Source organism: Limosilactobacillus coleohominis 101-4-CHN, assembly GCF_000161935.1.
In the GTDB taxonomy this organism is placed as follows: domain Bacteria; phylum Bacillota; class Bacilli; order Lactobacillales; family Lactobacillaceae; genus Limosilactobacillus; species Limosilactobacillus coleohominis_A.
In genome coordinates this window covers 130933-145917 of record NZ_GG698805.1, presented here as the reverse complement: position 1 = coordinate 145917, position 14985 = coordinate 130933, and the positions used below count along the sequence as shown (strand labels likewise).

Annotated in this window: 15 protein-coding genes, 4 pseudogenes and 1 riboswitch; of the genes and pseudogenes, 5 read left to right on the top strand and 14 right to left on the bottom strand. The window is 44.6% G+C overall.

From position 1 onward, the window contains the following. Positions 1-9 precede the first annotated feature (9 nt). From HMPREF0501_RS07045 to HMPREF0501_RS09180, 4 genes and pseudogenes are all read right to left on the bottom strand, one after another. A complete protein-coding gene (locus HMPREF0501_RS07045) occupies positions 10-528 on the bottom strand; it encodes a nucleoside 2-deoxyribosyltransferase (RefSeq protein ID WP_006917251.1) in 519 nt (172 codons plus the stop codon). 91 nt (positions 529-619) lie between these two features. Then, positions 620-1789, bottom strand: coding sequence for an MFS transporter (locus tag HMPREF0501_RS07040; protein WP_006917250.1), 1170 nt, complete (start codon positions 1787-1789; stop codon positions 620-622). 139 nt (positions 1790-1928) lie between these two features. Continuing rightward, a pseudogene (locus tag HMPREF0501_RS08845) lies at positions 1929-2413 on the bottom strand (alpha/beta hydrolase). Beyond that, positions 2410-2619, bottom strand: a complete 210-nt coding sequence (locus tag HMPREF0501_RS09180; protein WP_006917248.1) for a hypothetical protein — start codon at positions 2617-2619, stop codon at positions 2410-2412. The pseudogene HMPREF0501_RS08845 and the gene HMPREF0501_RS09180 overlap by 4 nt, the downstream one beginning before the upstream one ends. A 119-nt stretch (positions 2620-2738) precedes the next feature. On the opposite strand from HMPREF0501_RS09180, the gene HMPREF0501_RS07030 reads away from it, so the two are divergent. The 3 genes and pseudogenes from HMPREF0501_RS07030 to HMPREF0501_RS09310 form a co-directional block, all read left to right on the top strand. After that, entirely contained in the window at positions 2739-3077 is a 339-nt protein-coding gene (locus HMPREF0501_RS07030) for a HesB/YadR/YfhF family protein (protein WP_006917247.1), read from the top strand. Positions 3078-3422: 345 nt separating this feature from the next. Continuing rightward, a complete protein-coding gene (locus HMPREF0501_RS09320) occupies positions 3423-3683 on the top strand; it encodes a hypothetical protein (RefSeq protein ID WP_318175626.1) in 261 nt (86 codons plus the stop codon). Positions 3684-3749: 66 nt separating this feature from the next. Continuing rightward, positions 3750-4753: pseudogene (locus HMPREF0501_RS09310) on the top strand (M20/M25/M40 family metallo-hydrolase); the annotation flags it as partial. Between the two features lie 30 nt (positions 4754-4783). On the opposite strand, the gene HMPREF0501_RS07020 reads toward HMPREF0501_RS09310, so the two are convergent. The 10 genes and pseudogenes from HMPREF0501_RS07020 to yaaA form a co-directional block, all read right to left on the bottom strand. Further along, positions 4784-5098, bottom strand: coding sequence for a metal-sulfur cluster assembly factor (locus HMPREF0501_RS07020; RefSeq protein ID WP_040456116.1), 315 nt, complete (start codon positions 5096-5098; stop codon positions 4784-4786). Between the two features lie 11 nt (positions 5099-5109). Beyond that, positions 5110-5993: pseudogene (gene sdaAA, locus HMPREF0501_RS07015) on the bottom strand (L-serine ammonia-lyase, iron-sulfur-dependent, subunit alpha). A gap of 40 nt (positions 5994-6033) precedes the next feature. Continuing rightward, entirely contained in the window at positions 6034-6672 is a 639-nt protein-coding gene (locus tag HMPREF0501_RS07010; protein WP_006917243.1) for a serine dehydratase beta chain, read from the bottom strand. Positions 6673-6783: 111 nt separating this feature from the next. Beyond that, a complete protein-coding gene (locus tag HMPREF0501_RS07005) occupies positions 6784-7569 on the bottom strand; it encodes a mucin-binding protein (RefSeq protein WP_006917242.1) in 786 nt (261 codons plus the stop codon). Then, positions 7569-7913, bottom strand: a complete 345-nt coding sequence (locus HMPREF0501_RS07000) for a hypothetical protein (RefSeq protein ID WP_006917241.1) — start codon at positions 7911-7913, stop codon at positions 7569-7571. Before HMPREF0501_RS07000 ends, HMPREF0501_RS07005 begins: the two co-directional genes overlap by 1 nt. A gap of 9 nt (positions 7914-7922) precedes the next feature. Continuing rightward, complete coding sequence (locus tag HMPREF0501_RS06995; protein ID WP_006917240.1) at positions 7923-8102, bottom strand: YSIRK-type signal peptide-containing protein; 180 nt, start codon at positions 8100-8102, stop codon at positions 7923-7925. A gap of 243 nt (positions 8103-8345) precedes the next feature. Continuing rightward, positions 8346-10091, bottom strand: coding sequence for a mucin-binding protein (locus HMPREF0501_RS06990; RefSeq protein ID WP_006917239.1), 1746 nt, complete (start codon positions 10089-10091; stop codon positions 8346-8348). 438 nt (positions 10092-10529) lie between these two features. After that, positions 10530-11198 (bottom strand): type 1 glutamine amidotransferase, encoded by a 669-nt coding sequence (locus HMPREF0501_RS06985; RefSeq protein ID WP_006917237.1) that lies wholly within the window; start codon positions 11196-11198, stop codon positions 10530-10532. Between the two features lie 97 nt (positions 11199-11295). Continuing rightward, positions 11296-11889 (bottom strand): DUF4767 domain-containing protein, encoded by a 594-nt coding sequence (locus tag HMPREF0501_RS06980; RefSeq protein WP_006917236.1) that lies wholly within the window; start codon positions 11887-11889, stop codon positions 11296-11298. Positions 11890-11956: 67 nt separating this feature from the next. Next, the gene (yaaA, locus tag HMPREF0501_RS06975) at positions 11957-12700 is read right to left on the bottom strand and encodes a peroxide stress protein YaaA (RefSeq protein ID WP_006917235.1); all 744 of its coding nucleotides are present in this window, start codon (positions 12698-12700) and stop codon (positions 11957-11959) included. A gap of 115 nt (positions 12701-12815) precedes the next feature. Further along, positions 12816-12909: riboswitch (THF riboswitch) on the top strand. A gap of 53 nt (positions 12910-12962) precedes the next feature. Here yaaA and HMPREF0501_RS06970 point away from each other — a divergent pair. Beyond that, positions 12963-13517 carry a folate family ECF transporter S component gene (locus HMPREF0501_RS06970; RefSeq protein WP_040456115.1) on the top strand — a complete coding sequence of 185 codons (555 nt, stop codon included), beginning with the start codon at positions 12963-12965 and terminating at the stop codon, positions 13515-13517. A gap of 106 nt (positions 13518-13623) precedes the next feature. Then, a pseudogene (locus HMPREF0501_RS06965) lies at positions 13624-14969 on the top strand (APC family permease). The last annotated feature ends 16 nt before the right edge of the window (positions 14970-14985 follow it).

Below are 14985 nucleotides of genomic sequence, written 5' to 3'. Positions count from 1 at the left end.
AAGCATTTTCTAAAAAACTTTTCCTTGGTAGGGTTTAAAGACGACATCATGAAAATCAAATTCAGCAACTTCGCTCATTTTAATAATCTGGGTATTCCCGCACCCTACCATTAAGTTCAAGGGAATAGTCATCTCATCATCAGGAACTACCACCACATTTGGCTTATGCAGTGCATATAGTACCCCTTGTTCATAAGCCTGGCCAACATCCGGCTTACTTGGCATAAAAAAGCCAATCCCCATGTCGTTACCGTACATTGCATGCATGTCCATCTGATAGGTATTTTGCTGCCAGGTTAAATCATCCATCACCTCTGGGTGCTCATTCACGTTAATATCATTAAATTGGTGACTATATTTTAAAGAGACGGTTGGGTTCTTCCCTAAAGCAGTTAACCATTCCTCCATAAACTTAATTTCTTCCGGACTAAACCATGAGCATTGAATGTAAGCTCGAACTGGAGCAATCGTCTCGTTTGCCGTAACATCAACGTATTGCTTTCCAGCAAAAGTGACTGTTGTTTCCATAAACTCTTCCTCCAATAATTTGTGTTTGAATAATTATTTTAGCATAGGCCACACTACTAAAACAGCCGACCATTGATTGGTCGGCTGTTTATTAACGTCGCTCTACTTGATAATGGCGACCAACGAAAGTAATTAATAGGATTGCCAAAATTCCAAAGACGGCCCCAACGTTACCAACGTTTCCTAGCGAAGAGAATCGAACAGTTTCCGCAGCCGCTAAGGACCCCAACGAAATCCCAATATTGGCAAAAATCGAGTTTAACGATGAAGCCAAATCAAGGGATTGCGGGTAATTCTTTTCGGCAATGTCGAGGAACATCAACTGAGTCGACGCCCCGTAACTGGCAAAGGTAATACACAAAACCGCGACAATTGCAATCGCCAACCATTTCATGTGGAATGCTGGAGCCAAGCCCAGTAGCAATACCGTCATAACGACGTACACCCATGGCAAACGGTGGACCCCACCATTATCTGCCAAATAACCACCAAACTTGTTACCAACAATGAAGAAAATCCCCATCATGAATAAGATCCAGTTCAACCACGTATCATCAAAGCCCATCAAATTAGTAATTAATGGCCGGATATAAGTATAGAAAGTATAGTCAGCCGCACAAACCGTAATTACAAACAGCGATCCAACTACGACACGCTTGTCCCGAAAAAGGGAAAATTGATCGCTCAGGTGACCCGCCACTTGCGGTGTATTATGTGGGACTAACCAAACTAAGAGACCGAAGACAACGATCGTCAATACAGTGATCATCCAAAAACTATCGTGCCAGGTAAGCCGTTGGCTAATAACGGTTCCTAACGGCACCCCAATAACGGAGGCAATACTGAACCCAGCAAAAACCCATGAGACCAAGCTGGCCCGTTTTTCACGTGGCGCAACATAGCTGGCAAGCACCAAGACAATTGAAATGATGGCCCCGGCGACCGATGCCGTCAGCATCCGTGACAGCAGGAGCGAAGTATAATTAGTGGCCATCGCCGTCCACGTATTTCCGATGAAGAAGATTACCATCAGCGTTAGCAACACATGGTGACGTTGCCACCGATTGGCCAATGAAGTAATGATTGGTGTAAACACCGCGTAGATAATTGCAAACATTGTGACCAAATAACCAAGCGATGATAATGAACTATGGTATTCACTGGCCACGTCGGGAAGCACCCCGACAATCATATATTCATTACATCCCAGCATAAAAGCCACAAAGACAAACAAGATTGCTTGCATTCGATATTTCGACATTTTCTCGCCCTCGCCTGACGAATTTTTCGTCCCTGACGTCCTTTCTTTTAAAGTCACTCAATCCATTGTACGGGAAATTTGCGCTATTGAAAAGCAGATCCCGTACTTTCCTTAACAGAAAATCCGGGATCTGGATCAATTAATTATTTTGTGCTTTTCCCCACAAGAAGTTAATTAAGAGCTTATCAACTTGCTTGTTTTCATGTAATTTACTGTGTTGGGCCATCTTGCCATGAATCGTCTTTTCTTGGTAAGACCGAGCCCGGTTAGCAACTAAGTATTTCAAAGAGAATGCTGAGTTGAGTGGAATTTGACTATCTGACTTGGAACCATCATCCAGATCACCAGCGATGTTGTTGGATATGTGTTCCGAAGTGGCAAGAAGTCGCGATAGTGCTTCTCCATAATGGATGGTTTGCCTTGACTATCCAGCGTTGTCTTCTTGTTATAACCAAAGCCAATCCCACCATCAAAGTGGCCGGCAATGTCAACTTGGTGCCGAACGGTCGGCATGTTAGTCTTTTGAGCATTATTAACCAAGTAGTACATAATTGCAATGTTCCCCATCGAGTGACCCACTAAGTTAATATTTTTAATTTGGTATTTCTTTTGGACGGCCTTCACTGCTGATTCAGCATAGTCACCCCATTTGCCATTTGGCGTTCTGCCCGGTAACTGCTTCCCCAACCATGGAAGAAGAACGTGGTGGTCCGATTATCCACGTACTTGGCCGCCCGTACCTGACGTTGATGTGCTTGAACACCGGCCAAAGCCGCCACGATAATTACCAAAACCGTAATGATAAGTGAAAACTTCTTTGTTTTTCCCATATAATCACCCTCTCAATTTACTTTTCATATGCTAATATTATAGCCAGATTAAACCCCAGTTGTGAAATACTTGTTGAGTATTTTTTACCATTCATTTTAATTATGGAAGGAGGATTTTCATGATTATCAAAATTTCTGATGCTGCCAGTCAATGGTTAATTAAAGAGCTCGCTCTCAAGCCTGGTGACGGTGTCAAGTTTTTTGCTGCTTCAACCAAAATTCCCGCTGAACATGGTTCAAAACAAGGGTTTGCCAAAGACAACCATCCCGATCGGCCGATTTATGAAATTCAAAAAGACGGGATTAATTACCATGTCAACTTTGATGATGACTGGTTCTTCTCCAATTTAGAAACCCACATCGATTATTCACCGGATACCGGCCTTACCTTTAAATTTCAAGGTGGTCCTGACACCGTAGCTGGTGCATCAATTAATTACGAAAAATACTTGATGTAAATTAAAAATAACGGTTGACTTTCTCATCTTTTTTTAACATTATGATGACAATTTAAATCCTAAATTTTCCAGAAGAGTAATTAATGGCCTGATTGCCCAGCAAGCCGCGGTTGATGAAAAGCGGTCAACCAGCCTTAACGAAGATGGTCTGGTAATTGTTGCCTAGCGAATCATTAACTAAGCACGGGTCCGCCCGTTAACGCGGCCGAGTCTCCATTTGGGTACTCAGTAAGAAGGCGATTGTGAAGTCGTCTTAAATTCGGGTGGTAACACGTTGTCTATCAACGTCCCGCAAATTGCAGCTGCAGTTTGCGGGGCTTTTTTTATTTTAAGGAGGAAACCAGCATGACAGAATCATTACAAGAATATACTCTTAACCATTGGCAAGACTTCAGTGATCTCTTACGGTTCAAAACAATTGCTGCTCAAGATATCGGTATTGCAGAAACAAGTAACTGGATTTTTCAGCAATTTAAGCAATTAGGCGCGGACCACGTTGAAAAGTGGACCGATCAAGGTGGCAACCCGGTCATCTTCTCCGATTTTAACGGTAACAGCGATCGGATAGTACTTTTTTACAACCACTATGATACCCAACCAGCATAACCACTTGACCAATGGGCAACAGATCCGTTTAACCCCACTGTCAAAGATGGTACCCTATTTGCCCGTGGCGTCGACGATGATAAGGGTGAGCTCATTTTCCGGCTCACGCGCTGCTTAAGTATTATCAAGAACACGGCGGTTTACCGGTCAATGTAAAATTCTACGTTGAAGGTGAAGAAGAAATTGGCAGTCGGCACGTAATCAAATACACCGAAGCCCACCAGCAACAACTCCAAGCTGACGCGGTGATCTGGGAAGGAGGCGCCAAAAACGCCGCTGGCCAATTAGCAATTACTGGTGGCCTCAAGGGCATCTCTTGTATTGAATTAGGCGTCACAACGGCTAACGCTGATCTCCACTCCTCCAAGGCTGCTTACGCCGAATCAGCTCCATGGCGGTTAACCAAAGCGTTAGCATCTCTCCGGGACGACATGACTGGACAAATTAAGATTGAAGGACTTTATGATGACGTCACCGCTTTAACTGCTGCTGAGAATGCCTTTGTTGAGCAACTAGCCTTTGATCCTACACAAGTCGCACAAGCAGAAGGGTTAACGCGGCCCCTTCTAGCGACAAAACCCAAGCAAGCCCTCGCTAATGAACCCACCATCAATATCGAAGGGATTACCGCGGGCTACCAAGAAGCCGGGGTTAAAACCGTTTTGCCACGACTAGCCACCGCTAAATTAGATTTCCGCTTGGCCCCTAGTCAAGATCCAGCCAGAATTCCTGACCTAGTTCGTAAGCAACTCGCCAAAAACGGCTTTGAGGATGTTAAAGTTAACTATCTAGTTGGCCAACCAGGATACCGTAGCGATGTTCAGCATCCTTTTGTTAAACTCGTTAACGAGAGCGCCAGGGCAATCTATGGTGCTGATGGCGTTGAATATGTCTTGAATAGCGCCGGCGCCGGTCCCGCCTATGCCTTCGGCCGCCTTTTAGGTTTACCCGTACTTGGCTTTGGGATTGGCAATGCTAATTCACGAGCCCACGGTGCTAACGAAAACATTAAATTGAATGACGCAGTGCAAGCAGTCAGCCTGCTAGATCGGGTGTTGCAGCAACTTTAAAAGGAGTTGGGCGTTTTACGTCCAACTCCTTTAATATACGCCCAACGTTAATTTAGCATAATCTGTCATCCGGTCCCGCGTCCACCGCGGAGTCGTGATAAACTCAACGTCCACGTTCTTTACTTCTGGAACCCGCAGCACAGCTTCTTTAACTAACTTCGCTAAGATCCCAGTTAACGGGCACCCGAGAATTTCGAGCATTAATTCCACCAAACAAATCCCGTCATCATCCAAATCAATTCGGTAAACAAAGCCCATATTGACAATGTCCATCCCTAGTTCAGGATCAATGACGGTGGCTAATTCAGCGACAATATCATTCTTAATAATTTCTGGTGTTCGCATACCAACCACCACTAAGCATCGTGACCAAAGATTTTAGCCTTAATTGCTTGACCAGTTGGGGTGCCTGCTAGGCCACCTAACCCTGTTTCGCGCAGTGATGTTGGCATTTGCTTACCAACCTTATCCAACGCCATGATACACTCATCCGCAGGAATTTTACTAACGCACCCGGCCAGGGCTAAATCGGCAGCAACCAGTGCATTAGCAGTCCCAATCGCATTTCGCTTCACACACGGAATCTCAACAAGTCCCGCAATAGGATCGCACACTAAGCCAAGTAAATTACTAATGGCAATCGAAAGGGCCTCCGCGCTCTGCTGAGGAGTGCCACCCGCTGCTTCCACAGCTGCAGCTGCCCCCATCGCTGATGCACTCCCCACTTCTGCTTGGCACCCACCAGTTGCTCCGGCAATGCCGGCGTGTTAGCAATCACCAAGCCGAGACCCCCAGCGGTAAATAAAAACCGAATTAAAGCCGCTTCATCTAAATCGAGCCGTTCCTGTAATGCTTCAATTACGCCCGGCAAGGTTCCGGCTGATCCTGCTGTCTGTGTCGCACAAATGACGCCCAGCGATGCATTAACTTCACTGGTCGCCATGGCAGCCTGAACCGCCCCCCCCATCATCGTATCTCCAGATAAGGTCCGATGATGCTTGCGGTATTCACGAATTTTAACTGCTTCACCACCGGTCAATCCCGTTGGTGAATGAACTCCTTCGCCAGTTTCACCCTTCGTTACCGCTTGACGCATCGTATTTAAATTGCGCTTCATTTTATCCCAAACTTCTGTCCGTGGTACACCTGAATTTGCGACTTCTGTCTCAATCACTAACTCAGACAACGGCTTACCACTTTCGTTGGCCGCACCGACCATTTCTTTAATACTATCAAACATCACATTGCTCCTACTTTAGACAAACAATGCCCTTGAACTTTTACTTCAGCTCGGCAATTTGTTGCGGTTTCAGATACTTAAACATGTCAAATTCGTACAGCTCGCAATCATGAACCAGCTTAGTCTGCCGTTTTTTTAGTTTGGCACTCCGGTCCAACATCTTAGCAAGACCATTCACTAACGGTTTATTTTTATCCCGATCAAGATATAACACAATCGGTAGTGGACCGGTAGGATGTAATTCAACCCCTTGAACTTTGATTGAGCGAATTTCAATCGCACCGCCACCAACTGAACAACCACCAACCTGCGTGTTGTGATGTGCACCATCGGAGAGATCTAGAATCGCAGTATTCGGGTGCTGAATGGGACTAGGACCCTGCTCTTCGACAAAGCGAATATCAATTCCAGCTTTTTTAGCTAATTCTGGTGCCATCGGAACTCGGGCATCATCCGGTGGAAAGCCCATGATCCCAGCAGCGATCGCAAAATCGGTTCCGTGCCCCCGATGGGTTTGCGCAAATGATTCATAATAGTGAACTGTCACCTTTTTAGGTAGCTCTTGAAAGATTGCTCGCGCCGCCTTACCAATCGCCACTGCCCCTGCAGTGTGCGAACTAGAGGGGCCGACCATAATCGGACCGATAATGTCAAACACGCTCCGGTAGTTACCGCTCATAATTTTATTGCTCCTTTAATGATTTCATACCCTAATTATAAAGCGTTTTAAAACAAAAATGGACCATTCATTGGTCCCATTTTATTATCAAAAAATGATTAAATGCCTAGCCTATTGGCGCTTTTTCGCAACTAATGCCAGCAGAGCCGTTAAGCCCATCCCCAGAACGCCAACGGCTGCCAATGCTTCATGCTGGTTGCCCGTTTGTGGCAGCTGCTGACGATGGTGACGAGCAACTGGCGACACTGCTGAATTAGCAGCAGGAACAGCCGTCGATACAATATGCTGTTGGCCGGACTGAGCAAGGTGTTGCGCAGGAACTGCTGGTAACTTGGTATTCTTATCATCATTGTTAACGACCGGCTGAGCAGGCTTATTAGGCTTTACAGGTGCATTCTTCGTGTAGGTAACGTTGACTACCTGATCGCCCTGGTTCAATCGGGCCGTTGCCTGAGGCACTGTCAGCTTGTCTGCCGTGTACCCATCAAGGACTGGGCTGATAACTGCTACATAAGAACCCTGCTGCGGTGTCCAACCGTCGTCATTAGACATAGTACCATTTCCGTAACCCCACCAGGTTTCCCACTGGTGAGTAAACGTGACTGGCTGGGTAACATCAGCGGCCGCCTGCGAACCATCAATATAACGGTAGTGAATAACCCGCTGAACAGTCTTCTTTTCCGTATTCATCTTATTTAATAGCTCGCCGTCTGTGATTGACTGTTCAGCACGCATTTTTTGTTCAGGCAAGTACCAGACTTTCTTAGCCTTATCATAGTGAAGCCTGTTTTCACTCGTTGCGTAATAGCCATCATAACTCGGACCAGCTAAATCAATCCGGGGAACTGTCACTGCTGTTTTACCGTTAGGCGAGTCAACGTCATTATAAGCATCCATCAAATCGCCCAGTCGCCATCTTTTGTATAGTACACAAAGTCTCCAGATGGGTTTTGGTAACAGTAAACAGTGGTTGCAATAGTCTTGTTATATAAATCCTTAACTTGCCCATCAGGATAAGTCAACCGAAATTGATAATGAGAATTAACGGTAACATTATTGTCATTCTTAGCATGCATTACCTGACCATCCTGGTTAACGAAATCCTTGCCCGCAACAATGTGCTGCCAGTCTGGTAGTTGATTTTGCTGATTATCAGTTGCTAACGATTGGCTGGTTTGGGTTGTAGCCAAAGTTTCAGCCGATGACTGTTTCCCCGCTTGACTAATGACCGGCAGAACCACTTTATTAGTTTATGCAGGCTGACTAACAATCCGGTTGGTATTGACATTAGTAGTAATATTGCTTGGGTTCCCATCAGCATGAGCCGTATTGACACCATACATTGTCAACCCCAGCATAACTGAAACAATACCGATACTGAGCTTTCGCAATCCAAAACGCTGCTTAGCACCATAATTATTACAATTCATTAACCACGCCACCCTTTTATTAATATTTATTTTTCATTTTTAGTATAAACCCAGAGTGGGCGACTTTTCAAGTGATCATTAAAGTCTCATCATTGTTGATGATAAAACGAATTACAAAAATTATTCATTTTCCCACTGAACAATTGTCCATTAACGAAAAAAAGTGATCGTTAACAGCTGGCAAGCTCAGCCGTTAACGACCACTCTTCAAAGATACTAAACGTTTTTCACGCCTACTTATCCTTATTGTTTTTTCTGTTTTTTGCCACTCAGGCCTAGCAGTGTCAGCATGGCCGCCACACCAAGAACAGCTACCGATGTTCCGTCGTTAGATCCGGTTTGCGGCAGCATGGAGCGTCGACCCTGTGGCACAGTTGTAGAAGGCAGCGCATCCTGCTTGCTTTCATTAACACGGTGCAGCGGCTGCGCTGAACTATTTTGGACTATTGCTTGCCGCTCGTCATCTGCCTGCTCAGTTGGTTGATAATCAACGTTCACCACGATCTGGTCGCCAACTTGAGCCGGTTGAGCCGCTACTGTAGCCATAGATGCTTGGTAGCCAGAAATCTGCGGAACCGTAACCACGGCAAATTGCTGCTCCTTTCCGATATTCTGCCAGTCGGTGTACCCAACAATTTTCTTCGAGTCGTTATCAATGATGGCATGCCGTTGGTAGGTATCTATTTTTTGCACGACTTGCTTAGCTATTTCCGGATGTGCCTTGATGAAGCTAGCCGGGAAGTTAAAGTTAATCGTCCGCTGAGACGTTCCCCTCAACGCTTTCATCTCCCGATAGTTGGCAGAACCCAAGCTTTGTAACAGATGATCATTATTTGTCTCAAATGTAATTCCCGTATGCGGCCACTGTGCAGTCATATAGTCAAAGATACTATCACCATTCGGAACCTGAACTGCCTTAATTTTGGCGTCTGGCGACAATGGCGGCACATTAGACACATTATTCAAAATCAACTTGGCTCCCTGAACAAAAATAGGGGTAATTTCATTTTGCCGGTTGATGGCCGCCAGCAGATCATACGTTAAGCCGGTCAAGTCGTCACCCGACAAATCAATCAACTTAGTTTGCCCCAGCGTATTACCATCACCATTGTTAACAAATTGCCAAATGGCAGGTACGATTCCACCGTGGATCTGGATCTGCTTGCCATTATCATCATCGATAGTAATTGTTGTCTGTGGGAACTTCATGTTGGCCAGCCGTAACTCGCCAATATCTAAAAAAGCAGAACTCCGATTAAAAAGGTTATTGCTATGATAACTGATACCCTTAACACCCTGTATTAGATTCCAGTTTGACAAGTTTAGTCCAGCGATGAGAAGTCCGCCGGAACCGCCGCTGAAGGCATCAGAGAAATTAGTCACGTGAGAAACGCCCCACCCGGATAAATCTAGCGCCGTCTTTTCAGACTGGAATCCCTCAAACGCGCAGTACAGATCCGTCACGTTTCGCGTGTCAACATTGGCAACATCAATCAGGGCGTGATTAAACCTTCGCTCTGCAAAATCCGGCATCATGCCAGCAATTTCCGAATTAGATGTTTGATTATAACCGATGGCATGCCCGAGGTAGACGATCTTTGCATTGCCTGTTTTGCTGACAGCAAAAGTATTCAAGTGGCCGGCTTGAGGATCGGTCATATAGGTATTATCTAAGACGTTCAGCAGTCCAACGGGCGTACCATCATTATCAACCGTTAGTGAACTAAAACTATCTATCCCGACCTCTTGACCAGGCTTAATAATTCCCGCATTAATAAAGCCTTGGCTATTAGGAATAATCACGTTCAAGTCCTTAGCCCGTCCCTGGTCATCCAATTGAACAGTCCCTTTATAGCCGGTAATTTTTAAAATAACGTTCGGGTTATTATCATCATGGTAAGCAGAGGTTGTCCAATCATTAACATCAACTTTGCCCCACACAGCCGAGTCGTAACCGCCGTTATTATCAACACTAGCGTGTTCATGCATGCCAGGATGTGCCAGTACCCAGGAGCTATTTTGGTTGGTTGCAGTCAGGTTATTATCTTGCGGTGCCGCTAACCTTACCCCAGAATGGTCATCAATTGTTACTGAATGGTCATGCTCAACCCCTGTCTGCGCATTCTGTTGAGATGTGTCTGAATCTGGTGCAGTGGTGGTAGCAGCCTACGCATTGTGCAGACTAAGCACCACGGCACAACTGGAACCAATCAAGAAACTAGCGGTTCCCGCCAGTAATTTTCTCATGTAAGCTTGTCGTTTCATTCTTCTAATCTCCTCGATGATACTAGCTGACAACTATCCTTAGTTTACCACTAACAAGATCATCAATGAACTGCCCCCCCAGGCAAACTATTTCGGTGCTACTTTGCAAAAAACACGGGCTATGGCAGCGGCCAAATTTACAATTAATCATGGTCCATTTTTTTATTGATGCGAAAGATAATCGAGAATGGTAAACATTACCTGTTGATTCTCAGCTGGTACCCCATGGTCGATAATCTCGGCCGGTGTTTGATGCAGGTCATTATGATCAAGTGCATATTCACCATCGTTAACAACAATCTCACGAACATTATCCGCCAGTGGCTCAAAATGAAATTGAAGGCCCACCATATTATCAAGGACAAAACCCTGATTAGTAACTAAGTCACTAGAAAAGAGTAACTCTGCACCATCGGGAATAGAAAACATTTCCTGATGCCAGTGGAGCGCCGCTAGTTGTTCCGGTATTCCCTCAATCACGGTCGACTGTCGGTATACTGGTGCCCAACCGCCTTCTTTATGTGGCGCCGCGCCAACCTGGCCACCAAACGCCTTGGAAATTTGCTGTGCACCAAAACATGCTCCGAATATTGGCGTCTGCTGAGCATGTAATTGACGGACCAAAGTACGTTCTTGGTGGATCCATTCGTCATCATCATTCGGACTCATTGGTCCACCTAAAATGACTAGCATGTCAGTCTGATCGGCCGTCGGTAACTTATGAAACTGAGCTGGATGATATACATACATTTCATGGCCACGTGCATGTGACCATTCTTGAATGGAACCTGGTCCTTCATTTGGGGTGTGCTGCAAAACGTTGATTCTCATAGTATTCCTTTCCATCAACGGCAAAGTTGGCATAGGTTTCGCCTGCACATACCTAAGATTGACGTTATTTTACTACAAATCATGATTTTGTAAATAGTTACTTACCATCCGCAATTCGGGTAAAATTGCTAGCCACATCAGTATTGGCAGTTGGATGACAGCGTGGATCACCATCCCGACTCTGATCCACTAATGCCACTGGTTTACCATGATGAAAGGCAAAGAAATAGGTAATCCGATTGGGAAGTGGTGGTTCCGTCCCATCATAGTTATAAATTGCAACCACGTTGTAGTCGTAAGGCCCCTTCCCAGACGGCGCCCAGCCGATTGATCCACCATCTGGGGTAATTTCACGCTTTAAGTCGCTCGGGTAATTACCACCAACGGACACGTGCAACTGGTTACTGCCATCATACTTTTGGTACGACTGGTGCATCGTGGGTGCCCACAAATTAATAAACTCTTCTAATTGGCGATCTTTAGTACCATTCCATAATGAACTATTTTGATGCTCCCCCGTTTGTTCACTAGCATTTTCTTGACCAGCGGTGCCTGAACTTTGACTGGTCTGAGGTATCGAACTGCTTTCAGTTGCCGGATTGCGGTGGTTAGTTGGCGAACTTTGTTGTCCACATCCTGATAATAAAACACCTAAACAAATTGCCACAACGCCTAAACCTAGTTTTTTCATTCATAAAACTCCTCCCAATTATCTTTATTTATTATTAATGATTTTAGAAAATTTTCAACCTGCCACTTTATTCTTTTACGAAAGTGATTAAATCAGTGGTCGACAGTGCCGGATCATACTGATATCCGAGGTTAAACTGACGCACCTGATCAAGAGTTGTCGCATTTTGCCGAGCTAAAAAGCGGACCATATTGCCCCGCGCCATTTTAGCTAAAGTTGCTTTTTGCTTTGGTCGCCCATTAATTATTTCCACAAATCGACAAGTAACCAACTGTCGCTTCCCAATGGCAAATGGTTGGATCGCTTTACTGTACTCCTGCGATGCTAGATTAATAACTAACTGATCCTGACGGTAAAGGTCATCCGCAAGTTGGGCGCCCCAGAACTGGTACAAATTTTTAGTACTGGCAACCTGAGCACGATCGCCCATCCCCAGTCGGTAATGCACAATGCCATCAAACGGGCGCAGCATGCCATAAAATCCTGACATAATCTTCAGATGCTCCTGAACATATTCTAATTCAGTATCCGTGAAAACGTCGGGTGCCATGGATTGGTACTGCAACCCGGTAAATGCAATGATAGCTGGAGTTAAATTCTCCTGGAGGTTCATTTGGTGAACCCATTCATAATTAGGACGGGCAATCCGCTCACTACAGTTCCACCATAATTTACGAATTTCGGGATATGATAATTGCTGAAGGTATTCGAGAATTTGCCTGGTCTTATTCAAAAACTGCGGCTGGCCAGCAACCGGAAATGAATCCGTATCCGTCTGCATACGCCGCGCAGGTGAAATAATAATTTGCATTATTTGCTCCTTTTTCCGAATTATTTTCCTGTGATTAACCAATAAAGATTGTGAAATCGTTAATTATATAAAATTACTATTGCATAATGTTTCCTTATAGGATATATTAACGGGTGTTGGGGTAGGAACGACTGGGTTACTGTCCACCGGAACGGAATGTGAACGGTGGAAGAAGGCTTTGGTCGCCTTGTGGTTCCGCATTCACCACTCGACCAGTCAATGTGTTCCCTAACAAATTAATCTTCAGGGAGGATGTATGACCATGTCAATTCTATCATTTTCTGGTCCCCGGTGGACCACTCGTCATTTAACACTTGCCGCAATGTTAACGGCTTTGGAAGTAATTCTCGGCAAACTATCAGTTGGTGACCCAGCAGTTTTAAAAATCGGGCTGGGCTTTATTGCAACCGCATTAGTTGGCTATTGTTTGGGCCCTTGGATGGGCGGAATGGTAATGATCATTAATGATTTGATCAGTAATACCGTTCTTAATACCGGTAGTCTCTTCTTTCCCGGTTTTACTTTTTCGGCCTTTATTTCAGGCGTGATTGCCGGAATGTTTCTTTATCAGCAAAAGCTAACCTGGCAACGCGTATTTGTTTATGAATTCTTCCAGATTTTGATTACGAACGTAGTTTTTACAACACTCTGGCTCTACATCATGAGCCTGAATGCTGGTTCAACAAGCCGGACCTTAACTGCGTTACTCGCAATTCGATTACCAAAGGAAGTCATCACTTGGCCAATAGAAAGTCTAATCGTTCTAATTGTTCTACGCGCCTTTAGCCGGACTCGATTAAACCAATTACCAAAATAATTAAAAACCAGGATCGCGCTCTCGGCGATCCTGGTTTTTAATTAACGAATCAATATTTGATGACTATAATGGGGGTGTCTAATTTTAAATAAGAGGTGTTTTGATGATGAAATCTCAATCAACACCAAAAAAGCTGTCCTTTATGTCGATCTACTTTCTTGGTATTAATGGTGTTATCGGTTCAGGAACATTCCTGTTACCCGCGGTTATTTATCGTGATATGAACCTTGCTTCAGTCGGGGTCCTCTTGTGTACAGCAGTTACCGTTTCGTTAATTGCGCTTTGCTACGCTGATTTAGCCAGCCGCTTTAAAGGATCTGGCGCTGCATGGTTTTACGGCTACAATGCATTTGGTCGTTTTACCGGATACGAATTGGGAATTTTTACTTGGTTTCTCGGTTGTTGTACCCTATCTGCGGAAATTGTGGCGCTGCTAACAACTCTCAAAAGTTTCTTACCAGTTTTTGATAACCGATGGGTCTACGCTGGATAGGTAATCGTCCTCATCTTACTATTTCGATCATTAATTATTTTGGTCGCAGTTTAGTAAAAGCCGTTAACAATATTTCCGCAGCGGCCAAAATTTTAACCCTCCTAGTCTTTATTTTAATTGGTGCGTTTTGTATCCACGTTACGCACTTCAATCCGGTTATTCCAACTGCGGCACTCAAGGGGCCCTTACCGTTTATGAAACACTTTGGTGCCGCCTTTACCCCAATTTTCTACCTATTTACGGGCTTTTCATTTTTACCGATTGCGGCCAAGCAAATGAATAATCCAGAAAAGAATATTCCACGGGTCCTCATTGCAGTCATGGTTAGTGTTACCATTCTTGATGCCTTAATGATGCTTGTCGCCGTCGGCATTGCCGGTCAAAAACTTGGTGGTTTTTCCACCCCGTTAGCAAATACCTTTGGGATGGGCGTTGGTAAATGGGGCTTTTACCTCATTATCTGTGGAATGCTTATTAGTATCTTTGGCGTGGCCTTTAGTGCATCATTTAATACACCGTCATTAGTAGCTTCGCTCGCCAATGAACACGGTATGATTCCAAAGGTTTTTGGAAAAAAGAACCAGCACGATGCTCCAGTCACTGGAATCAGGGTAACCGCTATTATTTGTCTCCTCTTCTGTACCCAAAGTTACCTCTTCCTGGTTAACTGTACTGTCTTAGCTTCCTTTATCCAGTATGTTCCATCAATCCTCGCGGTAATTAAGTTTAAACATTCGAATGAATTTCCTAACCATGGTTTTTCATTACCCGGGAAATATTTAATCCCTGCATTTGCTCTGTTAGTTTCCTGCTATATGGTTACAAACTTTACTGCTAAAACACTATTACTTGGTGCTTTCGTTGCCCTTGCATCTGCGGCCGCTTACTTCTTCATTGATGTCGATCCAAAGTTCGTACAAAAACATTTAGATTTCCTTGAAGATTTGAAACATAATTAATAACTAAAGGGGTCTG

What these genes read in the sequence shown, in the direction of transcription:
- HMPREF0501_RS07045 (WP_006917251.1), bottom strand. Translation starts at nt 528, where the DNA reads ATGGAAACAACAGTCACTTTTGCTGGAAAGCAATACGTTGATGTTACG.
- HMPREF0501_RS07040 (WP_006917250.1), bottom strand. Translation starts at nt 1,789, where the DNA reads ATGTCGAAATATCGAATGCAAGCAATCTTGTTTGTCTTTGTGGCTTTT.
- HMPREF0501_RS09180 (WP_006917248.1), bottom strand. Translation starts at nt 2,619, where the DNA reads ATGGGAAAAACAAAGAAGTTTTCACTTATCATTACGGTTTTGGTAATT.
- HMPREF0501_RS07030 (WP_006917247.1), top strand. Translation starts at nt 2,739, where the DNA reads ATGATTATCAAAATTTCTGATGCTGCCAGTCAATGGTTAATTAAAGAG.
- HMPREF0501_RS09320 (WP_318175626.1), top strand. Translation starts at nt 3,423, where the DNA reads ATGACAGAATCATTACAAGAATATACTCTTAACCATTGGCAAGACTTC.
- HMPREF0501_RS07020 (WP_040456116.1), bottom strand. Translation starts at nt 5,098, where the DNA reads ATGCGAACACCAGAAATTATTAAGAATGATATTGTCGCTGAATTAGCC.
- HMPREF0501_RS07010 (WP_006917243.1), bottom strand. Translation starts at nt 6,672, where the DNA reads ATGAGCGGTAACTACCGGAGCGTGTTTGACATTATCGGTCCGATTATG.
- HMPREF0501_RS07005 (WP_006917242.1), bottom strand. Translation starts at nt 7,569, where the DNA reads ATGGATGCTTATAATGACGTTGACTCGCCTAACGGTAAAACAGCAGTG.
- HMPREF0501_RS06995 (WP_006917240.1), bottom strand. Translation starts at nt 8,102, where the DNA reads ATGAATTGTAATAATTATGGTGCTAAGCAGCGTTTTGGATTGCGAAAG.
- HMPREF0501_RS06990 (WP_006917239.1), bottom strand. Translation starts at nt 10,091, where the DNA reads ATGCATGAACACGCTAGTGTTGATAATAACGGCGGTTACGACTCGGCT.
- HMPREF0501_RS06985 (WP_006917237.1), bottom strand. Translation starts at nt 11,198, where the DNA reads ATGAGAATCAACGTTTTGCAGCACACCCCAAATGAAGGACCAGGTTCC.
- HMPREF0501_RS06980 (WP_006917236.1), bottom strand. Translation starts at nt 11,889, where the DNA reads ATGAAAAAACTAGGTTTAGGCGTTGTGGCAATTTGTTTAGGTGTTTTA.
- yaaA (WP_006917235.1), bottom strand. Translation starts at nt 12,700, where the DNA reads ATGCAAATTATTATTTCACCTGCGCGGCGTATGCAGACGGATACGGAT.
- HMPREF0501_RS06970 (WP_040456115.1), top strand. Translation starts at nt 12,963, where the DNA reads ATGTCAATTCTATCATTTTCTGGTCCCCGGTGGACCACTCGTCATTTA.